Source organism: Streptomyces sp. VRA16 Mangrove soil (assembly GCF_017377775.1).
Classification (GTDB): domain Bacteria; phylum Actinomycetota; class Actinomycetes; order Streptomycetales; family Streptomycetaceae; genus Streptomyces.
Map to the genome: position 1 here is coordinate 750,323 of NZ_JAFVLN010000001.1, position 12,456 is coordinate 762,778.

Sequence of the window (12,456 nt, forward strand, 5' to 3'; positions counted from 1 at the left end):
TCAGCCCTGTTCGACGGGGAGTTCCAGGCGCGTCACGTATCCGCCTTCTGCCGTGGGCCCCGAGGTGACGGAGCCGCCGAGGAGCGTGGCGCGTTCACGGAGTCCGGCCAGGCCGTGGTGGGCGCTGGGGAGCGGCAGGGCGGGGCGGGTGGCGGCGGTGTTGGTGACGGTGGCGCGGATGGTGCCGGAGGAGTGGCTGAGGTGGATCCGCGCGGTGGCGCCCGGTGCGTGTTTGCGTACGTTGGTCAAGGCCTCCTGGACGGTTCGGTAGACGGCGCGCTGGATCGTGGGCGGAAGGTTCTCGGACAGCTCCGACCTCAGTTCCGCCTCGATACCACTGCTGCGGACGAGCTGTTGCAGATCGGCGAGCGAGGGCTGGGGGGTCAGCTCGGTGGGCTGGCTGCCGGCGGCGCGCAGCACGCTGACCATGTGGCGCAGCTCGTCGAGGGTCTGCACGCTGAGCCGGCGGATCGTCGTCGCGGCTTCCTTGGCGTCGGAGTCCCGCGTGCCCACTTGAAGGGCTCCCGCGCGTACGGCGATGAGGCTGACCTGGTGGGAGACGACGTCGTGCATCTCGCGGGCCAGTTGTGCGCGTTCCTTGGCCAGAACGTGCTGTGCGGTCAGCAGCCGCTCGTGTTCGCGGGCTTCGGAGATTTCGGCGATCCGGCTCGACAACTCCCTTCTCGCCAGGACTAGTTGACCGAGAAATACCGGTGCGGTGGCGGTGGCCAGCGTGTAGGTGAAGTGGATGAGGCCGTGGGTGTCGGAGACGTCCTCAGGGTCCAGCTCGGTCCACGGCCAGGGCAGGAAGTCGCAGATCGCGAAGGCCACGGCGCAACCGGTCAGCAGGGCGCGGTGCCGGTTGAGCGACGAGAGGGTGTACAGCGCGGCCAGCGTGGCGAACACCGCGTCGGTGACCGAGGCCGCGGGCAGCGTGAGGACGAACGTCGTCAGCGGCAGCCTGCGTCGTAGCGCCAGGGCGGCGGAGGCGAGCAGGGCGCAGCCGAGGGGGAGGCGCTGCTCGGGATCGATGTTGACCCACAGGTCGGCCAGGGATGTCACGACGAGGGCGAGGTCCACCAGTGCGGGGTGGCGACGGCAGAAGTTCACCGCTCGCCACCGTCTCCGTCGCGCACCGGCCTCAGCAGGCCGGCGCGTTCGGCGAGGAGGGCCGCCTGCACGCGGGTTCCCACCTCCAACTTACCCAATATCGCGCTGACATGGCCCTTCACGGTTCCCGTGCTCAGGTGCAGGCGGTCGCCGATCTCGGAGTTGGCGAGCCCTTCGGCCAGGAGGAGGAGGACGGCCCGCTCTCGGTCGGTGATCCGGTCGACGAGCCGTGTCGCGGCCGGTTCGCCGCTGCCGCCTTCGACATGGTCGAGGTAGCCGCTGACCACGGTGCGGGTCACGGTGGCCGACAGCACCGTCGCACCGTCGGCCAACTCCGCGATCAGGAGCGGGAGTCGCTCCGGATCGGTGTCCTTGAGGAGGTAGCCGGCCGCGCCGCGGCGCAGGGCCGTCGCCACGTACTCGTCGGTGTCGAAGGTGGTGAGCATGGCGACGACGGGCGGGTCCGGCAGACGGCGGATGCGTTCCAGGACGGTGAGTCCGTCTGTGTCGGGCATCCGAATGTCCAGGAGGACGATGTCGGGCCGCAACTCGGCGACGCACGTGGCCCCTTGAGCGCCGGACACTGCTGCGACGACCTCGATGTCGTCCGCGGCGTCGAGGATGTGAGTGAAGCCTGTTCGGACCAGAGCCTCGTCGTCGATCACCACTACTCGGATCATCTGTACCCCCGGACGGCGAGCTCCTCGCGCGCTGACCCATTCGATACCTAGCACGCGAAGCGGCCCACGTCTGTAGCCCGACGGCGGCTCCGCCCCAGGGGAGGAGGGAGGGCCGGATCGCGCCGACCGGCGGGGCGAAGCCGGCCGATCGGCCCAGGTGTTCCGGAAGGGTGACGGGTGGGATGCGGGGCCCGGGACGTCAACGCTGGGCCCATGACTGACGCCGCATCGACGGCAGCGCCGCACCAGGCGGCGCTGCCCGCATCGGAAGACCGGTCCACGGACGTCACGCCGCCGTCGCCCGCACGGCTCATCGGCATCGACCTCGCCCGCGGGCTCGCGGTCCTCGGCATGTTCTCCGCACACATCGGACCGGACGTCACCGTCGGCGGACCGGTGGGCTTCCTGCTGGAGACCGCCCGGGGCCGTTCCTCCGCGCTCTTCGCCGTCCTCGCCGGCTTCTCCCTGGTCATCATCACCGGCCGCCCACAACCCCGAACGGGCCGCGAGGGCCGCCGGGCGGCTGCCAGGATCGTGATCCGCGCCCTCGTCCTGCTGGTCCTCGGATACGTGCTGACCGCCCTGGACACCGACGTGGACGTGATCCTCAGCTTCTACGCCCTGCTCTTCCTGGTGGTCCTCCCGCTGTACCGGCTGCGGGCCGCGACGCTCACGCTCATCGCCGTCACAGGTGCACTGGTCCTTCCCCAAGTCCTGTTCGTGATACGGAAGTCGACCGAGCGGAACGGTTGGGCGGACGACTTCATCGCCGTCGACCCGCTGGCTCGGCTCACCGGCACGGACGGGCTGGTGGAACTGTTGTTCACCGGTGAGTACCCGGTCCTGACGTGGATTCCGTTCCTGGTCGCGGGGATGGCCGTGGCCCGCGTCGACCTCACCCGGCCCGGCATCCGAACCCGTCTCGCGGCTGTCGGCGCCGGTCTCGCCCTGTTCGGCTACGGCGCCTCCTGGCTGCTGCTGCGGATCGTCCCGGGCGCCGTCGCGACCGTCGCGGCGGCCACGGACGGCGGGTCGGCCGCCTCGGCCTGGTGGTCCGACCAGGTCGGCTCCCTGAAGGACGGCACGCCGCTCGCCTGGCTCCTGGTGGCCGCTCCGCACAGCCAGACGACCCTGTCCGTTCTCGGCAACACGGGGGTTGCCCTCGCCGCCATCGCCCTGTGCCTCACCGTCGTGGACCGGATGCCGCGCACGACCCGGCTCGCCCGGCCCGTGGCCGCAGTCGGGATGTCCGCACTGACGGCCTACGTTCTGCACATCGTGGCCCTGTGGCTGCTCACCGATGTCTGGTACGTGTCCTGGATCGAGGACGATTCGATCTCCGGACTCCGGGTCCTGCTCGGCTTCATCGCGGCCGCCGTACTCCTGTGCACCCTGTGGACCCACTGGTTCCGGCGCGGGCCGCTGGAACAGCTGCTGCACACGCTCACGCTGCCCGCGCGGTACGTCAGGTAGCAGGCCGGCCAGGACATCGGCGAAGCGCCGGGGCACGGTTGGCACGGCGGCTCGGTCGAGGGCCCGGCCGGACGCGAAACGCATCTCCGCGACCCCGCGGCTTCAACGGCACCGGCCTGGTTTGGCGCTGTAGGCGGTGAGGGTCGGTCCGGCGTCGCCGGGCAGCTGCATGGCGTCGACGTCGAGAGTGATCTCGCCGACGGCCGGGTGACGGTGTCTTGCGGCCGGTGTGGTGCAGGCGGACGTTGTGTTGGTCCAGGCGGTGCGGAACTCGTCTCTGCGGGTGGCGAGTTCGCCGATGAGGCCGGTGAGTTCGGTATCGCCCGGGGCTCTCGGCCTGCTTCGGTGCGCAGCAGGGAGACGGTGGTGTTGGCGGAGCCGTTTCAGCCGGGGAAGAAGATGCGGCTGGTGAGGTCGAGGAACTCGAAGCGGCCGATGTTGACCGGGCGGGCTGGGGCGGTGAACAGAGGTGGTGCGTACAGGGCGCGGCCGAGGTCGTCGACGTCGAGGATGACGAGGCGGCCGGCGTGGATAAACGCCGGTGAGCCGGTCATGGAATCCAGGACCCGCTTGAGGCCGGCGGAAAAGGTGCCCTCGGCCCGTCGCACCCCTCGCTGGGTCAAGGGCACCACTCCCTCCCCAGGCGGACGTAGTAGTCGACGCTGACACCCGCGATGGCGGGCTCGGGCCGACGTGGATGCGGCATCTGGCCGGTATCTCGCGCCAAGTGCACTTCGGTCTGCGGGCAGGCCCCCGGCCGGATGGACTGGCGCGGTGGGCCTTTTCCACCATCTTCTAACGCTTTTCGACCACGCTTCGTAGTCGTCGCCTGCCTAGCGTTGGAGGTGTTCAGGCCGACGGATCGCGCCGGCCGGCCACAGCGGAGCACGGTGGCGAGCGGCGCCGCGCGCTCCGCATCTGAGAGGACACATCTGATGAGTGCGAACGACGAACTGCGGGCGATGGATGAGCTGTATGCCGCGGCCCGTGCCGAAGGCGGCAAGCTCGTGGTCTATGCGGGCGGTGACGCCCCCGGCCAGGCCGGGCTGTACTCCGCCGGATTCTCCGAGCGGTTCCCGGACATCGACGTCGAGGTGACGGTCGACCTGAGCAAGTACCACAACGGCCGCATCGACGGCATGCACCTGCGGGGCGACAACCGCGCCGACGTCGTTCACGTCCAGACTCTCTACGACTTCCCCTACTGGAAGGAGCAGGGGCTGCTGATGCCGTACCGGCCCCTGGGCCTGGAGCATGTCGACCCCGCTTACGTGGATCCGGACGGCACCTACTACGCCCTGTTCGCGTTCGCGTTCTCCAATGTGGTCGACACCGCGGTCATCCCCGAGGAGCGGGCCCCGCGCGAGGCGGTCGACTATCTGCGGCCCGATCTGAAGGACCGGCTCGTGCTGACCTATCCGCACGACGACGACGCCGTGCTGTACCAGTTCGAGCAGATCATCGCCCAGCACGGCTACGGCTGGCTGGAGAAGCTGCAGGCGCAGAACCCGCTGTGGGTGCGCGGGACCGCGACCCCTCTGGAGGTGATCGCCACGGGGGAGCGGGCCGCCACCTTCACCTCGTTCTACTTCCTCAACCCCGGCGCCGGGGACACCATGCGGTTCCTCCCCGCGCGCGAGGACTTCTTCCAGTCCTGGTACCAGATGGGCGCGATCCTCGCGGACGCCCCGCATCCCAACGCCGCCAAGCTCTACATGAGCTACCGGCTCAGCAGCGCGGCCCAGCAGGCCTCGGCCCAGTGGCCGGCCCGCACCGACATCACCATCCCCGGCTGGAAGCCGCTGCCCGAGTACGCCAACACCAGCCCGAAGGGCTTCCTCGAGTTCATGGGCGACCGCGGCCGCGTCGAGCGGTTGCGGGGTGTGATGGAGGACTTCATCGGCCCCGTCACCGGTGACAACCCCACCGGCATCGACCGCCTCTGGCACTGACGACCCCGGGCACATCACCGCGCACGACGAACTCGGGCATCGCGTCGCGCCGTTCACGAACCCCTGTCCGCGTATGCACCCACCTGCCCACGGACCCCGGACTATTCACCGCAGCACGCGCAAGGAGACCCCCACATGAAGATCACGATGATCGGCGCCGGGAGCATGGCCCACGGTATTGCCACCCGCGCTCTGGTCGGTGGCAGCGCCGTCCGTCTCATCAACCGTAACGCCGCCAAGGCCACCGAACTCGCCGCACAGCTGGTGCGGGCCGTGCCCGGCGCCGATGTCCGCAGCGGTCTGACCGAGGACATCGCCGACGCGGACGTCGTCGTCCTGGCCCTGCCCTTCGAGGCCGCCAAGGAGGTGGCGGCCACACACCGGGCGGCCCTGGCCGGCAAGGTGGTCGTCGACATCTCCAACCCGGTCGACTTCACCACCTTCGACGCGCTCACCGTCGCCCCGGGCACGTCCGCGGCCGAGGAGATCGCTGCCGTCGCGCCGGAGGCCCACGTGGTGAAGGCGTTCAACACCATCTTCGCGGGCACCCTCATCGCGGGCGAACTCGCCACCGGCACCCCACTGGATCTGTTCGTCGCAGGCGACGACCAACAGGCCAAACATCAGGTTCTGGAGCTGGGCCGCACGGGCGGGCTGCATGCCGTCGACGCCGGCCCGCTGCGCCGCGCCCGTGAACTGGAGAGCTTCCAGTTCCTGCACATGACGCTGCAGGAGAGCCTCGGCGCCGGCTGGATGAGCGGCATCAAGATCGTCCTGCCGTGACCGGCCCTCCCGCCCGCGGCAGCCGAACACCGGCCGACACCAACACCCACCGGAGCGCCACCATGGACAACTCCGACCTGCTGGCCCGCATCCGTGATCTTCACGACGAGGAGCACCGACTGCACGCCACGATGCCCGCAGCCCCGTACGGCAACACCGCCGCGCTGAGCGCCATCGAGCGGGAGCTCGACCAGCTGTGGGACCTGCTCCGCCGGCGCAAGGCCCTCGCCGAGTACGGCCAGGACCCGCGCGCCGCCACCGTACGTCCCGCCGCCGTGGTGGCGGCCTACCAGAACTGACAGGAAGGACTCGTCATGACCAGCACGACCCAGGTCGTCGGCCGCCGATTTCTCTTCGACTTCGGGCCCACGAACCAGTACGAGATGCATTTCACCGCCGACGACGGACTCGATGTGACCGTGATCGCCGACCCGGGCTACCCGAGCGGCACCCTCAACACCTTCACCGTCACCCGCACCGAGGTCCGCCCCGACCTGTGGATGGTCACCTGGACGGAGCCGGACACCGGCAACACCGTCAGCCACGTTCAGGACTTCGCCGCGGGCACCGTGTGGACCAACATCACCGACCTCGCCTCCGGCGCCTTCTGGAATCTGCGCGGCACCATCACCCCGCGTCCCTGACTGGGCGCGACCGGCAGCGGCCCCCGGCCCCTGGCGGCGAGCACGCTCAGCCCGTGCGCCGACGGCGGGCCCGGGCCATCGTGGAACCATGACGCCGACGCACCGGCCGCCGGGCCGCCCCGCCGGCGAGATCCTCTCCGACCACTTCCGTGAGAGCTCCGCTCTGGCCGTGGGAGTGCGCTGCCGCGAGGTGTCCGCCATCCCCGCGTCCGTGCCCCGTGACTTTCTCACCAGCCCACACAGCACCGGCTTCCAGCTCATGCTGTTCGCCCACGGCGACTGCCCCGCCCATATGGTCGACTTCGCCGACCACCGACTGCAGGCGGGCGAAGTGCTCTGGATCGGGCCCCGCCAGGTGCACCGTTTCGGACCTCCCGAGCGGTACCACGCCCTGTACGTCGTCGCCCGGCCCGGATTCCTGTCGCCGCGGGTCGCCGCCCGGGTTGGCCTCGACGACCACACCCTGCCCTCCCTGCTGCGCCCCGGGGCCATGGACCGCGGCCGGATCGACGCCGCGGTCCAGCACCTGCGCACCGAGATCGACCTCAGTCCGGGCCTGTCGCCGGCCGACGCGGACGAAGCCCTGCGCCCCCTGTTCACGGTGCTGCTCCTGCACCTGTCCCGCGTGGCCCGCACCCAGCGGGACACCGGGCTGGACGCCGCCGATCCCGTGCTCGCCGCGTTCCGCAGCGCCGTGGAGGAGCACTACCGGCACAGCCGTTCCGCCGTCGAGTACGCCCGCATGCTCGGCCACAGCCGACGCACCCTGGACCGGGCCGTGCGCGCCGCCACCGGCAGGACCGCGAAACAGTACGTCGACGACCGCGTGGCGCTGGAGGCCAAACGCCTCCTGGTCCACACCGATCTGCCCGCCTGGCGCATCGGCCACCGGCTCGGCTTCACCGACCCCGCGAACTTCACCAAGTTCTTCCAGGCCCACGTCGGAACCACCCCGGCCGGGTTCCGCCACGACCCCCACACCACGTCACCCGACCGGACACAACGCCCCTGAACTCGTCACACCCGCTCACTCCACGCCCCCGCCTCTGCCGACGCACGCTCAGCAAAGCGACCGGCAGCTCACCTCTCCAGACATACCCAGGCTCCTTTCGCAACAGGTGTGTTCGCCCGGCTGCGGCGGTCGCGGCCTGGTCCGGGAGAGGAGCGGTCGGTGCTGACCCGGCACCTGGCAAACAGACGATCCGTCTCCCACGGGCGTCGCCCCTCGTGTCGAAGCACGGCTGCCACGCGATCGTGGAAGCGCCGGGCGCAGTGTCATCGAAGAGCGGTCCCGATCGGCGGCTGCACGGAGTGGTCGGCGCGTAGCTCTCTTCGTCGTCGCGCACCAAGTCGAGCGCTGCGAACGACAGTGAGGTTTTCAACGACGTTTGCACAAGCACTAGATGGAGCGGGCGGCCGTGGACCGGTCGCTGACCGGACCAAGCTGCGGACGCCAGGCCCTCGCCGCGCGCAGTTCGTGTCCGGGCAGCCATGACGATCATCGATCACACGCGTACGGGATCGCAGGGCTCGGCGCAGCCGTTTCCGGAGGAAGCGTGGTCCTGTCACAAGGGCGCGTCGGCCGTTCCAGGGAGGCGAGGAGATCGGCCAGGCCTCCTGGAGCGCGGCCGCGCAGGCGGTGCGCGGTGCGCACGGGGTGGTCGTCGGTCCGGGCGATGCGGTGCCCCGTCGCCGATAGCCGCGCGACGAGATCGCGGTCCTCGCCGGTGGCGAGCGGAGCGAAGCCGCCCACTCTGAGGTAGGCCGCGGCCGCTACGCCCATGTTGGCCCCGTGGACGTGCGGATGCTCCCAGGGAGTGGTGACTCCCAGAGGCGGGCGTGTCCGGTAGTAGACGGCGTCGTGCCGGCTGCGCGCGGCCCTTTGGCCCGTGTGTCCGGCCAAGGCCAGGCGAATGGTGCCGAGCACGGCGTCGTGGCCACGCCGGGCCCACGCCGTCTGGCGGGCCAGCCAGCGGACGGGCACCGTCGAGTCGGCACCCGTCATGGCCGGCCATTCTGTCGGGGACGGTCGGTCGTCACACGCTCCTCCTGTGCCTCGCCGACGACGGGGCGCGCCTCTCGGCCCGGAGTGTGGGACGTGTGGTCGGCTGTGCGGTGTCGGTGATCTCGAGCGTGAGCTGGATTCCCACGGGTGCGGGTCCGAAACAGAGGTCGCGGGATCACGAACTGGTGCGAGGTCCGGGTTCCTGCTGGTTGGCCTCGTGCACAGCCCGGTCGTTGCGCTTGCTGCCCCAGGCCCTGATCCGCCGCGCGATCGGATGGCCGGGCTCCCCGGTTTCGGCGCCCTGGCGCAGTGGGCCTCGGCCCGGCGCGGACGGCAGCAGCCGCGCGGCGACTCCGCTCAGGCGGGTGGTGAGGCCGGGAGCCACACCGTGCGCGAGCTGAGCAGCCTTGGCCGGCGCGGTGAGCACCAGCCGCGCCCGCCGCTGGACCACCGCGTCCACGATCCTGCGGGCCGCCCGGTCCGCGTCCATCGACAGCAGGGGAGCGCCCGCGGCGGTGCTGAACCAGCCGAACTCGGCACTCGCGTCCCCACCGAACTCGGCCTGCCGGTGCGAGCCGGTGCGCATCAGCCCGGGATGGACGGCGGTGACGCTCACGCCCGACGCCGCCGCCTCCGCGTGCAGCCCCTCCGCGAGAGCGCCGACCGCGGCCTTGGCGCACGAGTACGGCAGCAGGTGCGGCACGCCGAGCAGACCGCCGACGGAGCCGACGAGGCCGAGGCGTCCGCGAGTCTCTCGCAGGTGGGGCAGCGCTTCCAGAGACGTGTGCAGTGCGCCGTAGAACATCGTGTCCATGGCGTCGACGAACTCCTCGGAGCCGATCGCCTCGACGGGCGCCACCTGGATGACACCCGCGTTGGCGATCACGATGTCGAGGCCGTCGCGCTCGTGGACCTCGCGCAGCACGGCGCGGACCGCAGCTCGGTCTCGTACGTCGCACACGGCCACGTGCACGGTCGCACCGGTCTCCTTGCGCAGCTGCGCTGCCGCGCGCTCCAGTTCGTCGGTGTCCCGGGCCGCGATGGTCACGGTGCATCCGCGCTCGGCCAGGTGCCGGGCGATGAACAGGCCCAGTCCCCGGGAGCCACCGGTGACCAGGGCCCCCGGGCCCCTGGCCCGGAACGGGAGGCGGTTGCGGTGGATCATCTCATCGCCTTTCACCGGGTGCGCTCGGGCTGACGTGGCGCGGGGAACGTGCCCCGTGTGCCCAAGGGCTGCGGACCGTAACCTCCTGGCAAGCCACCTTTTGCCTTGGAATCGTCTGCCTGGCAGCACTACCGCTCGATGCCGGCCCGTACCTCGGCGGCCAGGTCAAGCGCGTGGGCCAGCAGGTCCCGGTCGCGCAGGACCATCTGGCGCCGCCATCCGTCGAGACCTGCGTAGATCAGGACCGACGGGCTCGTCGTGCTCAGCAGGTCCGCGCGGTCCTTCAGCACCTCCGGCGCGACCAGATCGCCCCGCAGATGGACCACCGACCCCTGCTCCAGGCCGCTGCCCATCTTGTGGATGCTGGTCACGCGGACGTCCGCGCCCGCGTCCATCGCCCAGGTCGGCAGATCGGGATGGAACGGCAGATGCGCGCCCCATGCCTCGTCGACGACCACCGGGCGGCCGCGCCGGTGACAGGCCTCGGCGATGCCGCGGAGATCGGCGCAACTGCCGTACGGCGTCGGGCTCGTGACCAGCGGGCCCACCGCGCGGAGACGGGCGTCGAAGGCCGCGTCCACAGCGGCTGCCGACGGCGGGTGGGCCGGCTGCCGCTCACGGTCCCAGCGCGGCTCGACCCGCACCGGTTCGATGCCGGACAGGATCAGGGCGGACACCACCGACTTGTGCGCGTCCCGGGCGATCAGCAACTGCTCGCCCGGAGAGGCCACCAAGAGGATGGCCGCCTTTACCGACAGCGAACTACCGCACGTCGTGAAGAACGTGTGGTCCGCGTGCACGGCGTCCGCCATCAGCTCTTCGGCACGCCGGAGGTGCCCGCCGCGCATCCGGCGGTCGTCTAGTTCCCCCGACGCCAGCAGGTTGCCGAGGAAGACGGCGTCGCCGAGGACCTCGCGCACGTACGGGTCCGCGCCCCGAGCCTGTTTGTGGCCCGGCGGGGAGAACGACAGCATGCTCGCCTGCGGTAGGCGTCGAGCGCCTGCAGGACGGGCGCCGCCTCGTGATTCATACGCTGCCAGGACGTGTTCCCGTCGGTGCCGTCCCGCCAAGCCCCTTTTGCGGCCATCACGGCTTGAGCAAGGTCTTCACCATGCCGTCCTCCTTGGCCTGGAACGTCGCGTACGCCGCCGGGCCCTCGCTCAAAGGGAGATGGTGCGTGGCGAATCCGTCGACGTCCAGGGGATCGTCGTCGGTGAGGTGAGGGCGGATGTCGTCGACCCAACGCCAGACGTTCGCCTGCCCCATGCGCAGCTGAAGTTGCTTGTCGAACAGCGTGAGCAGGGGCAGCGGGCTCGCGGCGCCGCCGTAGACGCCGCTGACGGACAGCGTGCCACCGCGGCGCACGGCGTCGATCCCCGTGAGCAGGGCGCCGAGCCGGTCGACGCCGACGTTCTCCATCAGGGGCCGGGCGAGCCTGTCGGGCAGGAGGCCGGTGGCCCACTGCGCCGCCTGGGCGAGAGGCGCTCCATGGGCCTCCAGGCCGACCGCGTCGATCACGGCGTCCGTCCCCCTGCCCCGGGTGAGGTCCCGGACGGCGTCGCCCAGGTCCTTGTCGTGTTCGCGCAGGTCCAGGGTGGTGACCCCGTGTCGGCGAGCCCGTTCGAGCCGGGCGTCCACCAGGTCCACGCCGATGACCAGCTCCGCGCCGCGCAGGCGGGCGATCCGCGTCGCCATGGCGCCGATGGGGCCGAGCCCGAGAACGGTGACACTGCCACCGGCGGGGATGGCGGCGTACTCCACCGCCTGCCATGCGGTGGGCAGGACGTCGGACAGATAGACGAACCGGTCGTCCGGCGGGCCGTCCGGGACCTTGATGGGCAAGGTGTTGCCGAAAGGCACCCGCAGATACTCGGCCTGGCCGCCGGGCACCTGCCCGTACAGCTTCGTGTAGCCGAACAGCGCGGCCCCGGTGCCCATGGACGTCACCTGCGTCGTCTCGCACTGGGACTGCAGGCCCTGCCGGCACATCCAGCAGGTGTTGCAGGACACGTTGAACGGGATCACCACCCGGTCCCCGACGGCCACACCGGTGACCTCGGGGCCGGTCTCCACGACCATGCCCATCGTCTCGTGGCCCAGGATGTCCCCGGGATCGAGGTACGGGCCGAACACCTCGTAGAGATGCAGGTCCGAGCCGCAGATCCCTGTCGAGGTGACCCGGACGACGACGTCGTCGGGCTTCTCGATACGAGGGTCGGGGACCTCCTCGACGCGTACGTCGCGCTTGCCTTGCCATGTCAGAGCGCGCATGGAAACGCGCCTCCCAACGGTCGGTGCGTGCAGGTGCGGTTCAGCGGCCGACGGTCCTGGCCGGTTCCGCCTTGTTCATCAAGGAGCCGCCTATGGCGTTCCCGCGTCGGGCCTCGCGTAAGAGCGGGTTCTTGGTGCGGCCCTGCGCTCCCTTTTCGGATCGCTTGCCTATTCGCTGGGAGGCCTGTGCGGGTACTTGGTGGAGGTGCGGCTCGCGGTGCGGGCCCCTGGTCTTGTTCAGGGTGCGCGTGGCGATCTGCTCGGCCCGCTAGCGCACATTGTGCGTCTGCCTCTCGACCCTACGAATAAACATCACGCACCGCACAGCGAGGATGAATCAGGCAAATCTTGAGGATTTACCTCCACCAATGGT

13 protein-coding genes and 1 pseudogene are annotated in these 12,456 nt (G+C 70.6%); 6 read left to right on the forward strand and 8 right to left on the reverse strand.

The window, feature by feature from the left end:
* Entirely contained in the window at window positions 1–1,110 is a 1,110-nt protein-coding gene (locus J3486_RS03285) for a histidine kinase (RefSeq protein ID WP_307804668.1), read from the reverse strand.
* Window positions 1,107–1,790, reverse strand: coding sequence for a response regulator transcription factor (locus J3486_RS03290; protein WP_207818372.1), 684 nt, complete (start codon window positions 1,788–1,790; stop codon window positions 1,107–1,109). Before J3486_RS03290 ends, J3486_RS03285 begins: the two co-directional genes overlap by 4 nt.
* Before the next feature lie 213 nt (window positions 1,791–2,003).
* Between J3486_RS03290 and J3486_RS03295 the strand changes: the two genes are divergently transcribed.
* Entirely contained in the window at window positions 2,004–3,263 is a 1,260-nt protein-coding gene (locus J3486_RS03295) for a DUF418 domain-containing protein (RefSeq protein WP_207818373.1), read from the forward strand.
* 102 nt (window positions 3,264–3,365) lie between these two features.
* Here J3486_RS03295 and J3486_RS45115 read toward each other — a convergent pair whose 3' ends face one another.
* Together J3486_RS45115 and J3486_RS44615 are read right to left on the reverse strand one after the other, a co-directional pair.
* Window positions 3,366–3,650, reverse strand: a complete 285-nt coding sequence (locus J3486_RS45115) for a hypothetical protein (protein ID WP_374194686.1) — start codon at window positions 3,648–3,650, stop codon at window positions 3,366–3,368.
* On the reverse strand, window positions 3,647–3,886 hold the full coding sequence (locus J3486_RS44615) for a hypothetical protein (protein WP_267878142.1): 240 nt from the start codon (window positions 3,884–3,886) through the stop codon (window positions 3,647–3,649). Before J3486_RS44615 ends, J3486_RS45115 begins: the two co-directional genes overlap by 4 nt.
* 312 nt (window positions 3,887–4,198) lie before the next feature.
* On the opposite strand from J3486_RS44615, the gene J3486_RS03305 reads away from it, so the two are divergent.
* The 5 genes from J3486_RS03305 to J3486_RS03325 all read left to right on the forward strand — a co-directional run bounded on the left by J3486_RS03305 (window position 4,199) and on the right by J3486_RS03325 (window position 7,654).
* Window positions 4,199–5,215 carry an ABC transporter substrate-binding protein gene (locus J3486_RS03305; RefSeq protein WP_207818374.1) on the forward strand — a complete coding sequence of 339 codons (1,017 nt, stop codon included), beginning with the start codon at window positions 4,199–4,201 and terminating at the stop codon, window positions 5,213–5,215.
* A gap of 135 nt (window positions 5,216–5,350) precedes the next feature.
* Window positions 5,351–5,998, forward strand: a complete 648-nt coding sequence (locus J3486_RS03310; RefSeq protein ID WP_207818375.1) for an NADPH-dependent F420 reductase — start codon at window positions 5,351–5,353, stop codon at window positions 5,996–5,998.
* On the forward strand, window positions 5,995–6,297 hold the full coding sequence (locus tag J3486_RS03315) for a DUF2630 family protein (protein WP_307804669.1): 303 nt from the start codon (window positions 5,995–5,997) through the stop codon (window positions 6,295–6,297). The genes J3486_RS03310 and J3486_RS03315 overlap by 4 nt, the downstream gene beginning before the upstream one ends.
* 15 nt (window positions 6,298–6,312) lie before the next feature.
* Window positions 6,313–6,642 (forward strand): MoaF N-terminal domain-containing protein, encoded by a 330-nt coding sequence (locus tag J3486_RS03320; protein WP_207818376.1) that lies wholly within the window; start codon window positions 6,313–6,315, stop codon window positions 6,640–6,642.
* Window positions 6,643–6,730: 88 nt separating this feature from the next.
* Entirely contained in the window at window positions 6,731–7,654 is a 924-nt protein-coding gene (locus tag J3486_RS03325) for an AraC family transcriptional regulator (RefSeq protein WP_207818377.1), read from the forward strand.
* A 486-nt stretch (window positions 7,655–8,140) separates the two neighbouring features.
* On the opposite strand, the gene J3486_RS03330 is transcribed toward J3486_RS03325, so the two are convergent.
* From J3486_RS03330 to J3486_RS03345, 4 genes and pseudogenes are all read right to left on the reverse strand, one after another.
* Window positions 8,141–8,647: a hypothetical protein gene (locus J3486_RS03330; RefSeq protein WP_207818378.1), complete on the reverse strand. Its 507-nt coding sequence runs from the start codon at window positions 8,645–8,647 to the stop codon at window positions 8,141–8,143.
* A 175-nt stretch (window positions 8,648–8,822) separates the two neighbouring features.
* Window positions 8,823–9,812 carry an SDR family oxidoreductase gene (locus J3486_RS03335; RefSeq protein ID WP_207818379.1) on the reverse strand — a complete coding sequence of 330 codons (990 nt, stop codon included), beginning with the start codon at window positions 9,810–9,812 and terminating at the stop codon, window positions 8,823–8,825.
* A gap of 134 nt (window positions 9,813–9,946) precedes the next feature.
* Window positions 9,947–10,842 (reverse strand): annotated as a pseudogene (locus J3486_RS03340) (aminotransferase class I/II-fold pyridoxal phosphate-dependent enzyme); the annotation flags it as partial.
* Between the two features lie 56 nt (window positions 10,843–10,898).
* Window positions 10,899–12,083, reverse strand: coding sequence for an alcohol dehydrogenase catalytic domain-containing protein (locus J3486_RS03345; protein WP_207818381.1), 1,185 nt, complete (start codon window positions 12,081–12,083; stop codon window positions 10,899–10,901).
* Window positions 12,084–12,456 lie beyond the last annotated feature (373 nt).